We start from the raw sequence: 19,961 nt of genomic DNA on the forward strand, positions 1-19,961 counted from the left end.
CGGGGCACGCCCCCCGTGGTTCGAGAGGCCGCCTGGGTTACTTGTAGGCCGCGAACGCCTTCGAGAACGCGAACTTGTCCTGGTCGACGGAGCTGCAGGTCGCGTCGGCCGCGGGCTTCGGGCCGCCCGCGCACGCCTTGTCCCGCGTCGCCGACCACATGGACAGCCAGCCGAGGCCCTTGGACTGGGCGAACTTCACCAGCTGGGCGGCGTCGTCGACCTTGAAGATCTCGGTCGTGACGTCGTTGACGCCGATCATCGGGGTGACCGCGACCGTTCTCCAGGCCGCGTCGTCGGAGAGGCCGAGGACGCTCTTGACCTGGGCCTGGGTGGCGGTGGCCGCCTGTTCGGCGTAGGTGCCCATGTCGCCGCTGTACGCGGGGCCGTAGTCCATCGCCATGATGTTGACGGCGTCGATCTTCACGCCCTTCTGCTTGGCGTCGGCGAGGAGGTCGACGCCGGGCTGGGTCAGGCCCTCCGGCATGACGGGGAGGGTGAAGGAGACGTCCAGGTCCGGGTGGCGCCGCTGGAGCTCGGCTATCGCCTGGGCGCGGCGCGTGTTGGCCGCCGTGTCCGGCAGCGCGCCGCCCTCGACGTCGAAGTCGACCTTGGTCAGCTGGTACGCGTCCACGACCTTGCCGTACGCCGCCGCCAGCGCGTCCGCCGAGGAGCAGGTCGTCGCCAGCTCGCTGCCCGCCGCACCGCCGAAGGAGACACGGACGTCGCCGCCCTTGGCGCGCAGGTCACCGATCTGCGCGGCCACCGCGTCGGTGCCGAGGTCCGTGACGCCGCCCCACTTCGGGGTGCAGCCGCCGCCGTCGGTGATGAAGGCGAGGTTGTAGTCCTTCACGCCGGTCGCCTCGGCGCTCGCCGCCATGTCGAAGGCCGGGTAGAGGGAGGTGTCGATGTACGGGGCGAAGCCGGCGGCGGTTCCCGTCCCGGTGCCGGGGCTCTCCGAGGGCTTGGCGGTGGGGGTCACGGTGGAGGTCGCGCTCTGGGTGGGCGTGGCCGTCGGCGTCGGCGTCGATGTCGGCGAGGCCGATTCGGTGGACGTCGGGCGGCCGCTCGGCTCGGGCGTCGCGCTGTCGTCCGTGGAACACTTCGCGGCGTCGATCAGACAGCCCGTCGGTGCGCCCGTGCCGTTGACCACGAAGCCGACCGTCACGGACTCGCCGGCGGCCAGCCCGTCCGTGTCCCACTTCGGCGGCGTCACGGTGACGTGCTGCCCGCGCACACTCGACTCGGCGTTCCACAGGGAGCTCAGCTTCGATCCCGACGGCAGGTCGAACTCCAGCGTCCAGTCCTTCTCCGCCCCGCCGCTGTTGTTGGTGACGACGTACTGCGCGGTGTAACCCGTCGACCAGTCACTGGTCTTCGTGTACGCCGCTCCGATCCCGGCCGCCTGGGCCGTACCCGTGAACAGGATCGCGCCGCCACCGATCACGGCCGCGGCGACGAGACCGCCGATCGCCTTGTTCCTGCCGCTGATCTTGCGCCGGTGCGTACTCATGGCGTGCCTGCCTTCGCTCTTCGCTGGGATTCCCGGGTCACGGGAATCCCGGGGGTGGGGTGCGGCAGCACGCTAGCGATCCGGAATCGGGCAAAAGCCCTGATCCAGGCCGGTGTTGAGGACCTTAGGGTGCGCTTAAGGAAGGGATCGGGGACGGTTAAAGGTCGAGACCAATTTGCCGGGACGGCGTCTTCGGACGGCCCCCCGATGTCCTCTGCGCTCAGGCGCCCGCCCGTCCAACTGGATCCAGATCCGCACCTCGGTCCCGCCCAGCACCGACGACCCGATCCGTACGTCCCCGCCCGTCGACTCCGCGAGCCGCCGCACGATGTCCAGGCCGAGGCCGGTCGAGCCGGCACTGCCGGAGCCCCGCCCGCGCGCCATCGCCGCCTCGGGGTCGGAGATGCCGGCCCCCGCGTCCGAGACGAGCACGATCACCGCGTCCTCGCCGTTGTGCACGTCGACCGCGAAGGCCGTGCCCTCGGGCGTGTGCCGGAAGACGTTGCCGAGCAGGGCGTCCAGCGCGGCCGCCAGATCCGCTCGGGCCACGGGTATGCGCACCGGCCGGTCCACTCCGGCCACCCGCACCTTGCGGCCCTCGTCCTCCGCCAGCGCCGACCAGAAGGACATGCGCTCGCGCACCACCTCGGCCGCGTCGCACCCGGCTCCCGGACCCGCCGCCACCGTCTGCGGCTTGGCGTCCCGGGCCGTACGGATGATCGTGTCGACCTCGCGCTCCAACTGGGCGACCGCGGCCCGGGTCTGCTCGGCGGCCGGGCCGTCCCCGAGCGAGGCCGCGTTCAGCCGCAGCACGGTAAGGGGGGTACGGAGGCGGTGGGACAGGTCGGCCGCCAACTCCCGTTCGTTCGCGAGGAGCTGGACGACCTGGTCGGCCATCGAGTTGAACGCCACCGCGGCCAGCCGCAGTTCGGTCGGTCCCTGCTCCGGCACCCGGGCGCCCAGCTTGCCCTCCCCCAGCTCGTGCGCGCCCTCGACCAGACGCTGCGCGGGCCGCACCATCCGTACGCCCAGCCGGTCGGCGACCGCGACCGATCCGACGATCAGGGCGAGGCCGACCCCGGCGAGCACCGCCCAGGCCGTGGTGAGGCCGTTGGTGACCTCCGCGTCGGGGACGTACACCTCGACGACGGCGATCTCGCCGGAGCTCAGCGCGACCGGCTGGAGCAGCGTGGATCCGCCGGGCACCTCGCTGGTCGAGGCGCGGCCCAGCCGTCGTACGGTCGCGATGTCGTCGGCGGCGGCGCGCTGCCGGCCGAGGTCGACGGCGGCCTCGTCACCGGAGGCCGGTATGTGCACGGCCATCCCCGCGTCCGACCCGGCCGAGGCGACGACCCGCTCCAGCTGGTCCCGGTCGGTGGTGATGGACAGCGCCGGGGCGACGGCCGCGGCCTCCCGCTCGGCGTTGGAGAAGGCGCGGTCGCGGGCCATCTCCCGGATGACGAGTCCGAGCGGGACGGCGAAGGCGACCACGACCATGGTGGTGACCGCCAGACAGACCTTGACCAGTGCCCACCTCATCGCGGCGGCTCCCCACCCGGTGGCTCCAGCTTCACGCCGACGCCCCGCAGGGTGTGCAGATAGCGCGGGCTCGCGGCGGTCTCGCCCAGTTTGCGGCGCAGCCAGGACAGATGGACGTCGATGGTCTGGTCGTCGCCGTACGACTGCTGCCACACCTCGGCGAGCAGTTCCTTGCGCGGGACGACGACCCCGGGCCGCCCGGCCAGGAAGGCGAGCAGGTCGAACTCGCGGCGGGTGAGGTCCAGGCTCGCGCCGTCCAACTCGGCCTGGCGGCGCAGTGGGTCGACGGTCAGACCGCCGACGCGGAGCACACTCGACGGCGCGGCCTCCCCGCTGCCCGACCGGGCCCGGCGCAGGACGGCGGCCATCCGGGCCGAGAGGTGCTCGACCGAGAACGGCTTGGTCAGATAGTCGTCCGCCCCCGCGTTCAGCAGCCGGACGATCTCCGCCTCGTCGTCCCGTGCCGTGGCGATGATCACCGGCACGTCCGTGATGCCGCGCAGCATCTTCAGGGCCTCGGAGCCGTCCAGATCGGGCAGACCGAGGTCCAGGATCACCACGTCGAAGCGGAAATGGGCGACCTCGCGCAGCGCCTCCAGTGCCGTACCGACGCTGCGCACCGTGTGGGCGGCGTCGGTCAGGTGCCGGATGAGCGCCGAGCGTACGAACTGGTCGTCCTCGACCACGAGCACACTTGCCATGCGCCGCACCGTACGCCATGCGAGCGAGGCAGGTCCGGACCTGTGGACAACTCAGCGCCTGTGGACAACTCCGGTCCTATGGACCGCTCCGTGGACAACTCCGACCCCGTGGACAACCGCACGACACGTCCGGGACGGGTGAGGCAGTATGGCCCGCGATGCGCAGAGGACTCGTACACGTACTGGCTTGGTCGCTCGCCACGGGCGCGGCGGTCACGCTGTCGTGGTGGGGTGTCCACACGGTGATGGCGGGCACCGTGTACGACCGGCCCCGCGCCCTGCCCATCACGGCGGCCGACGCGACGACGCAGGAGTCGAAGCCGCTGGCGTCGTCGACGAATCGGCCGACCCCCTCGAAGGGGCCTTCCAGCCCTTCGAGCCCCTCACCGAAGCCGACCGGGACGCCCCGCACGCCGGCCCCCTCGAAGACCCCGCCGCAGCGCACCAGCCCCTCCCCCGGCACATCCGGGCAGGTCAAGAGCTACGACACCGACGGCGGCCGCGTGGTCTTCGACATCGCCGAGACGGACGCGACCCTCGTCTCGGCGACCCCGGGCTCGGGCTGGTCGATGCAGGTGTGGAAGACGCAGACGTGGATCCGGGTGGAGTTCAGCGCCGGAGCGGACCGGGTGTCGGTGTTCTGCACATGGCACGACGGGCCGCCGCGGGTGGAGATCGGGGACTACTGAGTCACCGGAACACCGACGGTGGCGGGGCCGGGGAGGCCACCGCCGCGAGGTCGGTCACGGGGGCGGCCCCACCGGTGAAGTCGCTGAGCGCCTTGCCGTGCTCGACGCGGGCGGGATGCGGATCGGAGGCGGCGCGACGGGTCAGCTCGGCGACGGGGAGCGGCCGGTCGGATGCGACGAGGACGGCGTTGCCGAAGCGCTTGCCGCGCAGTACGGCCGGGTCGGCTGCCAGGGCGAGTTCCGCGAACCGGACGGCGGCAGTGGCGATCTGGCCGCGCAGATGTGCGAGCGGCGGGCCGTCCGCGAGGTTGGCGGCGTAGACGCCGCCGGGCGCCAGGACCCTGCGTACGTCGTCGAGGAACTCGGTCGAGGTCAGGTGGGCGGGAGTACGGGTCCCGCTGAAGACGTCGGCGATGACGAGGTCGGCCCACCCGTCGGGCACCTTGGCGAGCCCGTCCCGGGCGTCCGCCGACCGCACCCGGATCCGGGCGCCTGGATCCAACGGCAGCTCCCGGCGGACCAGTTGGACGAGGGGGGCGTCCCGCTCCACGACCTGCTGGGTGGAACGGGGCCGGGTGGCGGCGACATAGCGGGCGAGGGTGAGGGCACCACCGCCGAGGTGGACCGCCCGTACCGGTTTGCCCGGCGGGGCGACGAGATCGATGACGTGCCCCAGGCGCCGCTGGTACTCGAAGGAGAGGTACGCCGGGTCGTCCAGGTCGACGTGCGACTGGGGAGCCCCGTCGACGAGGAGCGTCCAGGCCCGGGCACGGTCCCGGTCGGGTATCAGCTCGGCGAGTCCGCCGTCGACGCGTTCGACGACTGCTTCGGCTTCGGCCGGCCGGCGCCTGGCGTTCCTGGACTTTCCCATTGGGTCATTGTCGCAAGCGGCAGGCCGCGTCGCCCGGGCAGCGCAGTCACCGGCAGTTGTCGGCCGCCTCGATCAGCCGCGCGGCCTCCCCCAGGGCCGCCCGCAGCACCGCGGGATCCGTCGCCAGGTCCGCCTCACCGGGCGGCAGGAGCCAGTCCGAGCCCTCGACCGGCGGCTCGGGGTTCGGGTTCAGGCTCAGCCCGCGGCCGTCGGTCTCCGTACAGGTGCTGCCCGGCACGTCCCAGGCGGCGGCCGTGCCGGACGGGACGACGAAGCCGAGGGTGTCGCAGCCGCCGTCGTGCAGTACGGGCCCCACCGCGTCCGCGGCGGCCCCCCGCCGCAGGATGTCGACCGCCTCCAGGCCCTGCCGTGCCGGAACCGTGACCACGTCACAGCCCGCCGCCGGCGGCTCGCCGCACTCTGCGGTCGGCGCGTGCCCGGCCGTTGTCGACGACGCATGCGGAGCGATGCTCTGGCTGGTCTCCATCCCGACCTCCACCACGGAACCCCTTTTGCAGTCCGAGGAGTTCAACGCGCCGCGACGTCAACGGCTACGGCGGAAGTCAGCCGCAAAGGATGGCAGTTCATGGCGGATCCCGTATGAGATATCCGTTTTGTAGCCAAACACTGCGTGGCGAGTCCGCTACAGCAGGTACGTTCATGCCCGCCGACAGCAAGGGCACCACACGGATATTCGGTACGGGTATTCGGCTCAACTCGTCCTCGCTCCGGCATGGTTCGACGGTTCGCATGAGAGGACCCGGCCATGACGTCGTCAGAGCTGACCTCGTCCCAGCCCACCCGGCCACCGAGGCCGAATCTCGCGTTCCGGCAGCTGCGCGGACAGCGCTCGCCGGCCGAGTTCGCCGCGGCGGTACGACGGGCCGCTCGCGAGATCGGCGAGCGGGTCAGCTGTGACGCGCGTTACGTCGGGCGGGTCGAGGCCGGCGAGATCCGCTGCCCCAACTACGCGTACGAACGGGTGTTCCTGCACATGTTCCCCGGCCGCACGCTCACCGACCTGGGCTTCGCGCCCCGCTCGTCCGTACGCGGACGCCGGGCGCACGCCGACGAGGACGCGCCCCTCTTGCACACCACGAGACCGGCGTGCGCTGCAAGTGAGACGTGGAGGGACCACGAGCCGTATGACCCGCAGAACCCGTACGCCCCGCACGACCCGTACGGATCAGAGCAGAACCACGAGAACCACCAGAGTCACGAGATCTACGAGGAGAGCGACGTGCTGCGTCGCGCATTCATGACCGGCGGAGGCGCCACAGTGGCCGCCGCCTCGCTGAGCCCGCTGGGGCTCGCCTTCGACGCCGCGGCCGCGGAGCGTCCCGTCCGACGTGTCGGGGGGCACGAGGCGGACGCGCTCGAGGAAGCCGTACGCCGTATCCGGCTGCTCGACGACCGGCACGGCGCCGACGGCCTCTACCGGCGTGCCGCCGCCCCGCTGCGTGCCGCCTACGAGCTGCTCGACGCCGGTACGACCCGGCAGGCGACCGGCGACCGGCTCCACTCGGGCGCGGGTGAACTGGCCATCTCGGTGGGGTGGCTGGCGCACGACTCGGGACGGTTCGACGACGCGCGCTCGCACTACGCGGAGGCACTGGCGACGGCCCGGATGGCGGGCGACCCGGCACTGGAGGCGCACGCCTTCTGCAACACGTCGTTCCTGGCACGGGACGCGGGCCGGCCGCGTGAGGCCGTGCGGGCGGCGCAGGCGGCGCAGCGCGTCGCCCGCCCCCTGGGCTCCTCCCGTCTGATGTCGCTGCTGGCGCTGCGCGAGGCGGGTGGCTGGGCGGGGCTCGCCGACCGCACCGGCTGCGAGCAGGCCCTCGTCCGCGCACAGGCCCTCTTCGACCGGGGCCGCTCCGACGCCGACCCCGAGTGGATGAGCTTCTACGGAGAGGCCGAGCTGGAGGCGCTGGAGGCGCAGTGCTGGTCGATACTCGGCAACTGGCAGCGGGCGGCGCGGCACGCCGGGCGGGCGGCCGAGCTCCAGGACCCGCACTTCACGCGCAACATCGCGCTGTACACGGCGGAACTGGCGGACGACCTGGCCCGGGGCGGACGCCCTGACGAGGCCGCGGCCGCCGGCATGCGGGTGCTGGACCTGCTCGACCAGGTGCAGTCGTCGCGGGTGCAGACGATGCTGGCCGGGACGGCCCGGGTACTGCTGCCGCACCGGCGGGCGAGCGGCGTGTCGGCCTTCCTGGAACGGCACGCGAGCACCCCCCGCATGGCGTGACCGGCGCGGCCCCCGGTCGACCGGCTACGCCGCCAGGTGCCCCAAGTCGTTCCAGCTCTCGATCGCCGGCTCCCCGTACGCCCACCCCAGCACCGACAGCGACGTCGGGTTCAGCCGGATGCGGGCAGCGAAGTCGAGCGGCAGGCCCAGCCAGCGCGCGCCTATGGACCGCAGGATGTGCCCGTGCGCGAAGACCAGCACGTCACGGTCCGCCTCGCGCGCCCATGCCACCACCTCGTCGGCACGGGCCGTCACCTCGGACAGGCTCTCCCCCTCCGGCACGCCGTCGCGCCAGATGAGCCAGCCGGGCCGCACGGACTGGATCTCCGCCGGTGTCATGCCTTCGTACGCGCCGTAGTCCCACTCCATGAGCGTGTCCCAGGTACGCGCGCGTTCACCGAAGCCGGCGAGTTCGCACGTCTCACGCGCGCGTGACAACGGGCTGGTGCGGATCTCGACCCCCGCCAGCCCGTCGTACGGCGACCGGTACAGACGCTCGCCCAGCAGCTTCGCGCCCCGGCGGCCCTCCTCCAGTAGCGGCACATCGGTCCGGCCCGTGTGCTTGCCGGACAGCGACCACGCCGTCTGTCCGTGCCGGGCCAGCAGGATGCGCGGTGCCATGGAAAGGCCTTTCCGGGAGAAACGAGAGGCGGGACCCGTCCATCATCCCGCACGCTGTGCGGGGGCAACCCCGGGGGCGATCTCTGCGTCTTGAGGGCCGGGGCGCCCGCAGGGGGCCCGCGCATACACCGTAAAGTGGTACGACCGGTCAACCGGGCGCCGCGACAAGAAGGGGGAGGCGATCGGATGCCACGCGCCGAGACAGCTGGCGTGGAGGCGACGCCGCGGACCCGCCTGCGCTGGTGGACCGAGTTGCCGCTGATACTCCTGGTCTACGCCTGCTACTCGGCGGGCCGCCTCCTCGCCCGGGGCGATGTCAGCCATGCCGTCGACCACGGCCTGGCGATCCTGGACATCGAGAAGGCCCTGTATCTCAACGCGGAGCACCCTCTCAACCGCCTCTTCACCAGGGAGCCCTGGCTCGGCATCCCGGCCGACTTCTGGTACGCGTCACTGCACTACCTGGTCACCCCCGCGCTCCTGGTCTGGATCTTCAGGTCCCGCACCGTGCACTACCGCGCGGCCCGCACCTGGCTGATGACGTCGACCTTCATAGGTCTGATCGGCTTCACCCTGCTGCCCACCTGCCCGCCCCGGCTGCTCGCCGAGGGCTACGGCTTCGTGGACACGATGGCCCAGTACAGCTCGTACGGCTGGTGGGGCGGCGCGGCGAGCGCGCCGAAGGGCATGGGGGGCATGACGAACCAGTACGCGGCCATGCCGAGCCTGCACGTCGGCTGGGCGCTGTGGTGCGGGGTGATGCTGTGGCGGTACGGCGGGACCCGCCTGACGAAGGTCGCGGCCGTCGCCTACCCCCTGATCACCACGATCGTCGTGATGGGCACCGCCAACCACTACTTCCTGGACGCGGCCGCGGGCGCCGCCGTGATGGGCGTCGGGTTGCTGCTGACGCCGTACGTGCTGCGGACCGCGGACCGGGTCAGGGCGCGGTTCGGTCCGGAGGTGGCACCCGTCGCGATGGCCGGAACGGCCTCCGGCGGGGCGGTCACGAAGGGTGCCCGGGGCAGCGCGGGTGGGACCGTCACGGTGGCCTGCGACGACGCTTCTTCCTCAATTGTCAGTGACGGATGCCAGACTTCCGCGGGTGAGCGAATTCCACGGCAGCGCGAGTCCCGGATCGGATCCGGAGCCGAGCCGAGTGCCTCTCCCCAGGACGCGGGGGACGGCGCTCCGGCACCGGCTCGCTGAGCTGCGCGGTCCCGACGTACCGGCCAAGGCGCTGGACGCACGGGCCCTGGCCGCCCTCGCCGCCAACCCCGGCTGCAAGCGGCGCGCGATCCTGGACGGCGCCGGGGTGAACAAGGCGGCACTGGCGAGCGCGCTGGGCTCGCCGTCGGTCTTCGGACAGTCGCAGTTCGCCTTCACGCGCGGGAACGCCTTCGAGGCCAAGGTCAAGGCGGACGGCGGCGCGGAACTGCTGCGGCTGGTGCACGAGAGACTGGACCGCACCGCCGAACCGCCCGCCCACGCGCGTGTGCCCGACCTCACCGCGACCGGCCCCGAGGGCCGCACGGCCCGTACGGCACTGGCCCTGCGCGAGGCCACCGAGGCGAGCGGCGAGTGGACACTGCTCGACCATCCGATGCTCGCGCTGGACGTCGCCGGCTCGCCCGCCTTCCTGGAGCCGGACGCGGTCGTCGTGCACCCGGACGGCAGCTGGACGGTGGTGGAGATCAAGTCCTTCCCGATGCTGGACGGTGCGGCGGACCCGGCGAAGGTCGGCGCGGCCGCGCGACAGTCCGCGGTGTACGTACTGGCGCTGGAGCAGGTCGCCGCCCGACTCGGCGCGAAGCCGGAGGCCGAGACGCCCCTGGGGCGGAGCGGCTCGGACGGCGCCCCCGCCCCGCGCGTGCGCCACCGCGTGCTCCTGGTCTGCCCCAAGGACTTCTCCAACCTCCCGACCGCCTCGGCCGTCGACGTCCGCAAGCAGCGCGCGGTGACCGCCCGCCAGCTGGCCCGGCTGACCCGCATCGAGGACATCGCCGACGCCCTCCCCGACGGCACCTGCTTCTCCCCCGAACTGCCCGCCGCCGACCTGACGGCAGCCGTCGAGTCGGTCCCGGCGACGTACGCGCCCGAGTGCCTGTCCGCCTGCGAGCTGGCCTTCCACTGCCGGGCCCGGTCCCGCGCGTCCGGCGCGGTGACGTCGCTGGGCCGTTCGGTGCGGGCCGAGCTGGGCGACCTGACGACGGTCGAGGACGTCCTGTCGGCGGCCCGGGGCGAGTCCGGCGACCCGGACGACCCGGCGGTGGCGGCCCTGCGCAGGGCGGCGCGGCTGCGTGCCGAGGCCCTCGGCCGGGAACCCGGGGACCTCGGCCGAGCGGTGGAAGCACCCGGCCGCCCGGAGGCGGTGGCCGTATGTCACTGATCTCCACCCTCGCCCGCCTTGAGGCCGTGAGCACGGGCCGCGCCCAGCCCGCCGCCACCGTCCGCCACCGGCACCTGTCCGAACGGCCGCTGGTTTTCGTGCCCCTCACCACCGCGGGCGAGGCCGGGGCCCCGCTCGGCGCGCTGGTCGGCACCGACCGGGACGCCCCGCACCTGCTGGTCGTACCCCAGCCGCGCGACCGGGACCTCCGGTTCGCCTTCCTGTCCGAGCTGGCGGACGTCGTCCTGCCGTACATCGACGCCTACGCCGAGGACGTGGAGGCGGCCGAGCGCAACGAGACCGATCCGGAGACCGGCAAGCGGGTCAAGGTCGAGGTCGAACTGTGCGCGGACGCCCCGCAGTTGATCGTGCCGAGCCGCGCGGGCATCGACTTCGTACGGCTCCTGGGCCGCTCGATGCGCTTCCGGCGTACGGCGGAACAGGACCCGGAGACCCCCTATCCGGCGCCCCCGCGCGTGCCGCTGCTCGGCCGCTGGCTGACCCACTTCGCCGAGCGGTCCCGCGTACCCGGCTCCTGCCTGCTGCCGGCCATGACGGACGTACTGACCCGGCACTGGACGACCGGCCAGTCCACCCTGGAGGACCAGCACCTCGGCGCGCTGCTGGCATGGATCGACCCCCCGGAGGGCGAGACGGGCGCCGAGGCCGCGCTGCGGGCGGAGCTCGCGCGTGACGCCCAGGGCCAGCTGCTGTGTCCGCCGGCCGGTCCCGCCACCGACCCGGCGTTCGACAACAAGCTGCTCGCCCCCGCCATCGAGCGCTACGACCGCGCCCGCACCGCCCTCGCCGCCGCGGAGGACGGACTGGAGGCGGACGACCGGCTCGGGGACCTCACCGCCGCCGAGCGGGAGATCCGCGCCCTCGTCGAGAGCCGGACCCGGCCCACCTGGGACGCGGTGTGGCGCGGCCTGGAGCTGCTGCGGTCCCGCCTGCCCGAGGTCGGGCAGCACGTCGAGGAGCGCTGGACCCGCGACCGCTGGTCCTTCACCGGCCACCGCGACCGCGTCCTCGCCGGCGAACCCCCGCAACCGCGCCGTGACGACGCGGTCACCGCCGCGAACAAGCTCGCCGCGCGCGAGCGCGAACAGGCCCGTCTGGAGGCGCAGGAGGCGCTCGACGACCCGCTGGTGATGGCGGGGCGGCGGCTGTCCGGGGAGGCGTTCGCGGGCGAGGTCACCGAGGTCGTCATGGCGTACAGCGAGGGCAAGCGCCCCAGTCCGCGCCCCCTGGTCACCGTCCGCACGGACGACCGGCCGCATCTGGGCGAGCGGGCCAAGGTGTTCCGTTCGCTGGGCGGGAAGCCCCAGTCGGCGGAGTTCGTCGGGTACGAGGGGGACATCGAGGACGGGGGCACGCTCGTGGTGCTGCGGGTGCTGGACAAGATGGGCCGCGGCAAGGAGCCGGAGGAGGGGTCGGTGCCCGAGAAGGGCGACCTGCTGTGCTTCACGCTGTTCGAGCACGAGCCGCGGGGCGGCGCGAAGCTGCCCGACCCGGAGCAGACGCCGTGGACGCACGGCGGGCCTCCAGGGGAGCAGGTCCCCGAGGCCGCCGACGCCCTGACCGAGGGGGACGTGCTGTGACCGCCGTGTTCGACCCCGGTGCCGCGGCGACCGAGGCCACCGACGCGATCCTCCACGACACCCTGCACGGCACCGCGCGCGGCGTCGTCGTCGACTCCCCGCCCGGTGCCGGCAAGTCCACGCTCGTCGTCCGTGCGGCCCTCGAACTCGCCGACGCGGGGCGCCCGCTGATGGTCGTCGCGCAGACCAACGCCCAGGTCGACGACCTGGTGCTGCGGCTTGCCGAGAAGAACCCCGAGCTGCCGGTGGGCCGACTGCACAGCAGCGACGCCGACCCGTACGACAAGGCGCTGGACGACCTGCCGAACGTACGCAAGTCGGCGAAGGCGGGCGACCTGGCCGGCCTCTCGGTCGTCATCTCCACGGCGGCCAAGTGGGCGCACGTCAAGGTCGACGAGCCCTGGCGGCACGCGATCGTCGACGAGGCGTACCAGATGCGCTCGGACTCGCTGCTCGCGGTGGCCGGCCTCTTCGAACGGGCGCTGTTCGTCGGCGACCCCGGCCAGCTGGACCCGTTCTCCATCGTCGGCAGCGAGCAGTGGGCGGGCCTGTCGTACGACCCGTCGGGCTCGGCCGTCACCACCCTCCTGGCCCACAACCCCGAACTGCCCCAGCACCGCCTGCCGGTCTCATGGCGGCTCCCCGCGTCCGCCGCGCCCCTCGTCTCCGACGCCTTCTACCCGTACACCCCGTTCCGTAGCGGTACCGACCACGGCGACCGACGCCTGTCCTTCGCGGTCCCGTCGGACGGCTCGGGCCCCGACCGGGTGATCGACGAGGCGGCGGAGTCGGGCTGGGGGCTCCTGGAGCTGCCCGCCCGGCACACCCCGCGGACGGATCCCGAGGCGGTCCGGGCGGTGGCGACGGTCGTGCGACGCCTGCTGGACCGGGGCGGAGCGGCAACCTCCGAGCGCTCGCCCGATCCCGCGCCCCTCACCGCCGACCGGGTCGCGGTCGGCACGGCCCATCGGGACCAGGCGGCGGCAGTCCGGGCGGCCCTGGCCGAGCTGGGGGTGACGGACGTCACCGTGGACACGGCGAATCGCCTCCAGGGCCGCGAGTACGACGTGACCGTGGTCCTCCACCCCCTCTCCGGCCGCCCCGACGCCACCGCCTTCCACCTGGAGACGGGCCGCCTGTGCGTCCTCGCCTCCCGCCACCGGCACGCGTGCATCGTGGTGTGCCGGGCAGGGGTGAGCGAACTGCTGGACGACTACCCGTCGACCGAGCCGGTGCAGCTGGGGACGCTGGTGAAGTTCCCGGACGGTTGGGAGGCGAATCACGCGGTTCTGGCCCGGCTGGCGGAACATCGGGTCGCGTGGCGGAGCGGCTGAACCTGGTGGCAGGCCGTTCGGCCGGGCCCGACGGCCACTTGCGTGGGCGCGGGACAATGGACGGTGAAACGGTCCGCCGGGGGGTGGCCGGTTGCGGGGGTCGGTCGCCGGGGAGCAATCAGATCGGCGACGTACTGGATCGGCGCCGTACCAAATCAGTGACGTACTAGTTCGGTGACGTAAGAGAAGGAGAAGACATGGCGGAGCCCACGCCGCGTCGGAGCGAACCGCGGCTACGCCCCGCGCCCCTGCTCTTCGAGCCCACGCAGGTGGCCGCCGACCCGGAGCACTTCTTCGACCTGGAGTCGATCGACGACCCGCGGGCGCTGCTGGCGCGGGCGACCGAGCTGACGCAGGCGTTCCGGGCGGCGACGGACCGTGCGGTGGAGTTCCAGGCCATGGCCGCGGCCCAGCTGGCGGATCCCCGGCGGTTCGACAGGCTGACGCCCGCCGACATCGCCGCGCGGGCCGAGTGGACCGAGGACTACGCCAAGAAGATGGTGGAGTTCGGCAGGGATCTGATGCGGGGGGTCGAGGGCCCGGGGCACGTCGACCCGGTGTGACGCACCCGGGTGCCCCCATGGGCACCGGCGTGGGCACCCTCATGGCATATGCCGGGCGGGCAAGATACGCCCCGCCACCCCACCCTGTCCCGGTTTCCGGGAACTCTCGGGAGTGGCGCGCTCACCGTCGGTAGATGTATTCGCCATGAGCAGCACACGCAACGTCCCGTTCTCGCCCGCCTCCCTCACCGCGGACGGCGCCGCCTGGCTCGCCTCCGCAGAACCGTATCCGCGCAGCGCCCAGGCGTTCCGCGACGAGCGGCCGACGGCCCCCGCGGTCCTGTCCTGCGGCTCCGTCTTCGACGTCGTGAGCGCACCCGCGGTCTTCGGCCGCCGGATGGTCGACCAGTTGTGGGAGGAAGGGCCCGGATCGGGGCCGGTGGCGATGTTCCGGGGCCGGATGCTGCTGTTCGCCACGCCCGGTACGGCCCAGCGGCTGCCGTCGCTGCTGCGCTGGGAGGAGTTCGGCCGTGCGGGCGACGTACCGGCGCTCCTCTGCCACGGCCCCGGAGACGCGGTGACCGTGCCGGGCCGGTCCGGCACCGACGCCCTCTCCGGCGGCCGCTGGCTGGTCGCCCCGGACACCCGTAATCCCTGGTTACCGGGGGCAGAGGTGCTGCTCTGGGCGGCCGTGCGGGCGGCTCGCGCTGCCGTTCGGATATCGATTTTTCCCCACCCCGATCAGGATGCTAAGGTCTACGACGTCAGCAGGCGCCGCTAGCTCAGTTGGTTAGAGCAGCTGACTCTTAATCAGCGGGTCCGGGGTTCGAGTCCCTGGCGGCGCACAGACGGTGAAGGCTCCTCGCAATTGCGGGGGGCCTTCGTTTTTGCGATGAGAGCCCGTCGTGGAAGCGTGGAAACGAAGGGCTTCTCGGCTTTCCCCCCAGCGCACAAGCGGGCCGCGAGGCGTACCGCTGCCATCCGGCGTACATCTGTCCCGGCACGCGACCCTCCACCCGGCGCACGCGCTACCCGATCGCCGTGATCTTCACGGTCCACGCCCCCGAGACCGTCCGCCCCTCCACGTCCACCCGCACCCGCTCCTCCGGCACGGTGAAGCTCTCGCCGAGTCCGACCGGCGCGTCCGCGAGCGGCGGATACACGGACTCCTCCCAGCAGGCCTCGCTGCGCGGATGGGCGTCGATCACCTCGACCGGCCCGCCCCCGGACTCCGTCTGACTGCGCACCCGGTACACCAGCACCCCCTGCCGGCAGGTCCGCATGTCGTTGCCCGCCGGGCCGCGCACCTCGAAGGCGAGGGCGCTTTCCGGTCCGGTGGGGACGACGGCGAGCTTGGTGCCGTTGCCCAGTCCGAAGCCCGGCACGCCGCCGTACGCCCCGAGCGTGTCGTACGCCCCGAGCGCGGCATGCGTACCGAAGGCGCCGCGGTCGTCGAACGCGCCCTGGGCCCCGACAGCGCCGGGCGATCCGGCCGCACCCGGCTGCGCCGGAATCCCCGACGCAGCCGACAGCGGCTCCAGCGTCAGCCGCACCGGTCCGCCGCCCCGCCCCTGCACGCACACCACCTGCCGCGGCTCCAGCCACCCGAGCTTCCATTTGTGCCAGCCGAACAGATCCGGGGCCATGCCGAACTGGCTGCCCATCAGGTCCCAGTCGCCGACATAGGTGTCCCAGTCGCCCTTGCCGTCCACCGGGCGGTGGTACAGGTCCGGCAGGTCGAAGACATGGCCGGTCTCGTGGGCGAGGACCAGCCGGTCCGGCGGATGGTTCTCGAAGACCGTGACGACGCGCCGGATGTCGGTGTCGTCGGCCCGCAGCGGTGTGTCGAGGTTGACGACCTTCGTGGCGTCCGAGTCGACGCCGGGCGCGTCCGGGTCGGCGACGAAGTAGACGATGTCGTAGCGGGAGAAGTCCACCTGCCGGTCCGCCGCGGCGAGCGCGTCCCGCAGATAGGCGGCCCGGTCGGCGACACGCCAGTCACGCTGTATGGCGTACGCCGTGGACGGCCTCGGCATGCGGATCCAGTGCCGGAGCGGATGCGGGCGCAGGGTGAATCTGCCGTAGGAGGCGTGTTCGAAGAAGCGGGTGGTGGCCGGGAAGTGGTCGGCCGTCAGTTCGGCGGGGGTCGTCAGGGGGGCCGAGTCCGGGAAGGACAGGAAGACCATGACCGCGTCGAGTTCCCTGGTCGGGCGCGGATAGGCGGCGTTCCAGGTGTCCAGGCCCTCGGAGTGGTGGGCGGCGGTCCGCTTGAGGGCGCACGGCGCCGTGTCGAACGGTTCGGCGACCGAGGGGCCGGCGGCCAGGGAAGTCGCGGCGAGCGCCGACATCGTGGTGAACAAGGCGGCGGTGCTGCGCAGTCGGGGCCGGTCCCGCAGCAGGCCCATCCCACGGCGCGGGGGGAACTGACGCGGCACGGGGACCTCCGGGAGCGGTTCGCGGGATACCGCACCCAGCCTGTGTCGGATTGTCGTACTACGTCCTGTTCAGCTGCACCAGACGGGTGAGAGGGACGAGGGGTCGTCAGAACCGACACCCCCGAATCGCTCACGGAACGTCACAACTGGTCGAGGGTTCGAAGAAGCTGTCCAGGTGCGGGCAGAAACGATCTGTCAGAAGCGCGCCTCGCGTGGGAACACTGAACAGTAGGTGGAAGGCCCTCGGGCCAGCCTCTATGATCGGCACACTTTCCTGACACTTTCCTGCACGGACACGGCCCGGCGGCCGCAGGGGGCACCCCCATCCACCGGCCGACCATTCCGATGAGACCCATCCGAAGATCGAGTGCACTGCGGGAGCGAGCGGTGAGCGGAACGTCCGAAGGGCCGACGCCCGCGGCAGGCCTCATCGGGGCAGCCGTCACAGAGAGTAACCTACAGTCATCCCCCGGTACCGGATCGTCCTCGCCCTATTCCTCCGCGTTCTCCGCCGCCCCCCTGGCGATGGCCGTGGTCGATCGCGAGGGCCTGGTGACCGGAGCCAACGCCTCCTTCACCGACCTGCTGGGTACGGCCCCCGGTGAGCTGGCCGGGTCCGTCGCCGCCGACCTGGTGGACCTCGCCTCCGACGCGCGCGCCTGGCACGCGTACCGCGAGGTGCTGCGCGGCCGCCAGGCCCAACTGCGCTGCACACGACGGCTGAAACACCCCGACGGGCACTCCCTGTGGGTCCAGGTCACGGTCGCGCCGCTGCCCGGCGAGGAGCCCGGCGGCGTCCTGCTCTCCGTCGCCGACATCAGCGACCACCGTGAACTCCAGGCCCGGTTGCGGCACTTGGAGATGCACGACCCGGTGACCCGGCTGCCCAACCGCACCCTGTTCTTCGAGCGCCTGTCGTCCGCGCTGGAGGTGGAGTCGTACGACGAGAGCGGCACCACCGGGCGAATCGGCCTGTGCTACCTGGACCTTGACGGCTTCATGGCCATCAACGACACCCTCGGCCATCGCGTCGGCGACAAGCTGCTGGGCGCCGTGGCCGAGCGGCTCACGCGCTGCGCCGAGGAGGCGGGCCACGCCCGATCGATCCCGCCCCTGGTGGCCCGGCTCGGCGGGGACGAATTCGCCCTGCTCGTCGAGGACTCGACAGGCACCGAGCAACTCGCCGACCTCGCCGAGTCGGTGCTCGAAGCTCTGCGGGCCCCCTTCGACCTGGGCGGGCGGCGCCTGTCGGTGTCGGCCTCGATCGGCGTCGTGGAGCGCCAGGCCGCCGGCACCACTCCCACCGCCCTGATGGCGGCCGCCGACACGACGCTGTACTGGGCGAAGGCCGACGGCAAGGACCGCTGGACGCTCTTCGACCCCGAACGCAACGCCCACCTCATGACCCGCCAGGCCCTCGCCTCCACGCTCCGCCCTGCCATCGAGCGCGGTGAATTCGCCCTGGAGTACCAGCCGTTGGTCAGCATGGAGGACGGCCGGCTGCGCGGTGTCGAGGCGCTTGTCCGCTGGAATCATCCTCAGTTCGGCGTACTGGCGCCGAATCGGTTCATCGGACTGGCCGAGGAGGACGGTTCGATCGTGCCGCTCGGCCGGTGGATCCTGGAGACCGCCTGCCGGCAGGCACAGGCCTGGCAGCTGGCGCACCCCGACGAGCCGCCGATCTTCGTGAGCGTGAACGTCGCCGTCCGCCAGGTCTGGGACTCCGACCTGGTGGCGGACGTGGCCCGGATCCTCGACGAGACCGGACTCGCCCCGCATCTGCTCCAGTTGGAACTGACCGAGTCGGCGGTGATGGGCTCGGCGGGCCGCCCGATCCAGGACCTCCAGGCGCTCAGCGACATGGGCGTACGCATCGCGATCGACGACTTCGGTACCGGCTACTCGAATCTCGCCTATCTGAGCCGGCTGCCGGTCTCGGTTCTGAAGCTGGACGGTTCCTTCGTACGGGGCTTCCAGTACGAGAGCGACAACAACGCGGCCGTCCCGCCGAACCCGGCGGACGAGGTCGTCGTCGAGGCGATGATCGATCTGGCCCATCGGCTGGGGCTGACGGTCACCGCGGAGTGCGTGGAGACCCTGGCGCAGGCGTCACGGCTGCGACGGATCGGGTGCGACACCGGGCAGGGGTGGCTGTACTCGCGGCCGGTGTCGCCGGATCGTATCTCCGAGTTGCTGGGTGTGCGGGTCTGACGCCTCGGGGAGGGGCGGTCAGGTGGTCGGCAAGTCGTAGGCGTCCGCGATGAGTTCGTACGAGCGCAGGCGTACGTCCATGCCGGGGGCGTTGCTCGTGATCATCAGCTCGTCGGCGCCGGTGCGCTTGTGGAGGTCGTCGAGGCCGGCGCGGACCTCGTCGGGGGTGCCGTGGACGACGTTGGCGTTCCAGGAGTCGGCGAACTCGCGCTCCAGCGGGGTGAATTCGTGGGCCTCGGCCTCTTCGGGGGTGGGGATCAGGCCGGGGCGGCCGGTGCGCAGACGGATCATGCTGAGGGCGGCGGCCCTGACCTGGCGGCGGGCCTCCTTCTCGTCGTCGGTGGCGAGGGCGGAGACGCCGATGAGGGCGTACGGGCGGTCGAGGACGGCCGAGGGCTGGAAGGACTCCCGGTACAGGTCCAGGGCCGGGATGGTGTTCTGCGCCGAGAAGTGGTGCGCGAAGGCGAAGGGCAGGCCGAGGGCCGCTGCGAGGCGGGCGCTGAAGCCGGAGGAGCCGAGCAGCCAGATCGGGGGGCGGTGCGGGGACTGGACGCCGCCGGGTGAGGTCGCCTGGACGGGGCCGGGGACGGCGTGGATACGGCGGTAGGGGTGGCCGTCCGGGAAGTCGTCGTCGAGGAAGCGGGTGAGTTCGGCGAGCTGCTCGGGGAAGTCGTCGGCGCCCTCGTTGAGGTGATCCGTGCGGCGGAGTGCGGCTGCGGTGGCGCCGTCCGTGCCGGGGGCGCGGCCGAGGCCGAGGTCGATGCGGCCGGGGGCCATGGCCTCCAGGGTGCCGAACTGTTCCGCGATGACGAGGGGGGCGTGGTTGGGGAGCATCACGCCGCCGGAGCCGAGGCGGATGCGGGTGGTGTGGGCGGCGATGTGGGCGAGGATCACGGCGGGGGACGAGGACGCCACGCCGGGCATGGAGTGGTGTTCGGCGACCCAGTAGCGGTGGAATCCGCGGGACTCCGCGAGGCGGGCGATGTCGACGCTGGTGCGGAGGGCGTCGGTGGCGGTGTGGCCGGAGCTGACCGTGACCAGGTCGAGTACGGAGAGGGGGGCCGGGGCGGTGCCGTGTGTGGTGCCGTTTGTGGTGCCCCGGGTCTCGTCTGCCGGCACGTGTGCCTCCTGCGTTTGCCGTGTGGTGTGCGATCGGCGTTAACAGGAGGGGGGCTCCGGTTTATTCCCTCGCCCCCGCCGCCCCTACCCGTCCCATCCCTTGAAGGGGCTCCGCCCCTTCGACCCCGCCAGGGGGCTGCCGCCCCCTGGACCCCCGCTTCGGCCCTGAAGGGGCCTCGTCCTC

At 72.5% G+C, this 19,961-nt stretch carries 17 protein-coding genes and 1 tRNA gene; 10 read left to right on the plus strand and 8 right to left on the minus strand.

Annotation, left to right across the window (positions count from 1 at the left end; all coding sequences use genetic code 11):
- Positions 1 to 37 precede the first annotated feature (37 nt).
- From ADK36_RS33485 to ADK36_RS33495, 3 genes are all read right to left on the minus strand, one after another.
- Positions 38 to 1,510 (minus strand): glycoside hydrolase family 18 protein, encoded by a 1,473-nt coding sequence (locus tag ADK36_RS33485; RefSeq protein ID WP_053200131.1) that lies wholly within the window; start codon positions 1,508 to 1,510, stop codon positions 38 to 40.
- A 135-nt stretch (positions 1,511 to 1,645) separates the two neighbouring features.
- Entirely contained in the window at positions 1,646 to 3,049 is a 1,404-nt protein-coding gene (locus tag ADK36_RS33490; RefSeq protein ID WP_048584042.1) for a sensor histidine kinase, read from the minus strand.
- Entirely contained in the window at positions 3,046 to 3,750 is a 705-nt protein-coding gene (locus ADK36_RS33495) for a response regulator transcription factor (RefSeq protein WP_048584043.1), read from the minus strand. Before ADK36_RS33495 ends, ADK36_RS33490 begins: the two co-directional genes overlap by 4 nt.
- 158 nt (positions 3,751 to 3,908) lie before the next feature.
- Here ADK36_RS33495 and ADK36_RS33500 point away from each other — a divergent pair, with 158 nt between their 5' ends.
- On the plus strand, positions 3,909 to 4,439 hold the full coding sequence (locus ADK36_RS33500) for a hypothetical protein (protein ID WP_048584044.1): 531 nt from the start codon (positions 3,909 to 3,911) through the stop codon (positions 4,437 to 4,439).
- A 1-nt stretch (position 4,440) separates the two neighbouring features.
- Here the strand turns inward: ADK36_RS33500 and ADK36_RS33505 are convergent, their stop codons facing one another.
- Together ADK36_RS33505 and ADK36_RS33510 are read right to left on the minus strand one after the other, a co-directional pair.
- The gene (locus ADK36_RS33505) at positions 4,441 to 5,310 is read right to left on the minus strand and encodes a spermidine synthase (protein WP_053200133.1); all 870 of its coding nucleotides are present in this window, start codon (positions 5,308 to 5,310) and stop codon (positions 4,441 to 4,443) included.
- Positions 5,311 to 5,356: 46 nt separating this feature from the next.
- Complete coding sequence (locus ADK36_RS33510; RefSeq protein ID WP_234329969.1) at positions 5,357 to 5,797, minus strand: hypothetical protein; 441 nt, start codon at positions 5,795 to 5,797, stop codon at positions 5,357 to 5,359.
- A 279-nt stretch (positions 5,798 to 6,076) separates the two neighbouring features.
- Between ADK36_RS33510 and ADK36_RS33515 the strand changes: the two genes are divergently transcribed.
- Positions 6,077 to 7,564: a hypothetical protein gene (locus ADK36_RS33515; RefSeq protein ID WP_048584046.1), complete on the plus strand. Its 1,488-nt coding sequence runs from the start codon at positions 6,077 to 6,079 to the stop codon at positions 7,562 to 7,564.
- 24 nt (positions 7,565 to 7,588) lie between these two features.
- Here the strand turns inward: ADK36_RS33515 and ADK36_RS33520 are convergent, their stop codons facing one another.
- Complete coding sequence (locus tag ADK36_RS33520; RefSeq protein WP_048584047.1) at positions 7,589 to 8,185, minus strand: histidine phosphatase family protein; 597 nt, start codon at positions 8,183 to 8,185, stop codon at positions 7,589 to 7,591.
- 186 nt (positions 8,186 to 8,371) lie between these two features.
- Here ADK36_RS33520 and ADK36_RS33525 point away from each other — a divergent pair, with 186 nt between their 5' ends.
- The 7 genes from ADK36_RS33525 (at position 8,372) to ADK36_RS33550 (ending at position 14,857) form a co-directional block, all read left to right on the plus strand.
- A complete protein-coding gene (locus ADK36_RS33525; RefSeq protein ID WP_053200134.1) occupies positions 8,372 to 9,394 on the plus strand; it encodes a phosphatase PAP2 family protein in 1,023 nt (340 codons plus the stop codon).
- Entirely contained in the window at positions 9,345 to 10,574 is a 1,230-nt protein-coding gene (locus tag ADK36_RS33530) for a hypothetical protein (RefSeq protein ID WP_078942723.1), read from the plus strand. The genes ADK36_RS33525 and ADK36_RS33530 overlap by 50 nt, the downstream gene beginning before the upstream one ends.
- Positions 10,565 to 12,175, plus strand: coding sequence for a hypothetical protein (locus tag ADK36_RS33535; RefSeq protein WP_053200136.1), 1,611 nt, complete (start codon positions 10,565 to 10,567; stop codon positions 12,173 to 12,175). Before ADK36_RS33530 ends, ADK36_RS33535 begins: the two co-directional genes overlap by 10 nt.
- On the plus strand, positions 12,172 to 13,509 hold the full coding sequence (locus tag ADK36_RS33540) for an AAA domain-containing protein (protein ID WP_053200138.1): 1,338 nt from the start codon (positions 12,172 to 12,174) through the stop codon (positions 13,507 to 13,509). The genes ADK36_RS33535 and ADK36_RS33540 overlap by 4 nt, the downstream gene beginning before the upstream one ends.
- Before the next feature lie 197 nt (positions 13,510 to 13,706).
- Positions 13,707 to 14,072 carry a hypothetical protein gene (locus tag ADK36_RS33545; RefSeq protein WP_048584051.1) on the plus strand — a complete coding sequence of 122 codons (366 nt, stop codon included), beginning with the start codon at positions 13,707 to 13,709 and terminating at the stop codon, positions 14,070 to 14,072.
- 145 nt (positions 14,073 to 14,217) lie between these two features.
- Positions 14,218 to 14,793, plus strand: coding sequence for a hypothetical protein (locus tag ADK36_RS45510; protein WP_063776903.1), 576 nt, complete (start codon positions 14,218 to 14,220; stop codon positions 14,791 to 14,793).
- Positions 14,784 to 14,857 (plus strand) — tRNA-Lys (locus ADK36_RS33550). The genes ADK36_RS45510 and ADK36_RS33550 overlap by 10 nt, the downstream gene beginning before the upstream one ends.
- A gap of 183 nt (positions 14,858 to 15,040) precedes the next feature.
- On the opposite strand, the gene ADK36_RS33555 is transcribed toward ADK36_RS33550, so the two are convergent.
- Positions 15,041 to 16,417, minus strand: a complete 1,377-nt coding sequence (locus ADK36_RS33555) for a M6 family metalloprotease domain-containing protein (protein WP_053200139.1) — start codon at positions 16,415 to 16,417, stop codon at positions 15,041 to 15,043.
- 375 nt (positions 16,418 to 16,792) lie between these two features.
- Here ADK36_RS33555 and ADK36_RS33560 point away from each other — a divergent pair, with 375 nt between their 5' ends.
- On the plus strand, positions 16,793 to 18,658 hold the full coding sequence (locus tag ADK36_RS33560; protein WP_425315330.1) for a putative bifunctional diguanylate cyclase/phosphodiesterase: 1,866 nt from the start codon (positions 16,793 to 16,795) through the stop codon (positions 18,656 to 18,658).
- Between the two features lie 18 nt (positions 18,659 to 18,676).
- Here ADK36_RS33560 and ADK36_RS33565 read toward each other — a convergent pair whose 3' ends face one another.
- Positions 18,677 to 19,777 carry an LLM class flavin-dependent oxidoreductase gene (locus ADK36_RS33565; RefSeq protein ID WP_048584054.1) on the minus strand — a complete coding sequence of 367 codons (1,101 nt, stop codon included), beginning with the start codon at positions 19,775 to 19,777 and terminating at the stop codon, positions 18,677 to 18,679.
- Between the last annotated feature and the right edge of the window lie 184 nt (positions 19,778 to 19,961).

The organism is Streptomyces viridochromogenes (genome assembly GCF_001270495.1).
Lineage (GTDB): Bacteria > Actinomycetota > Actinomycetes > Streptomycetales > Streptomycetaceae > Streptomyces > Streptomyces viridochromogenes_A.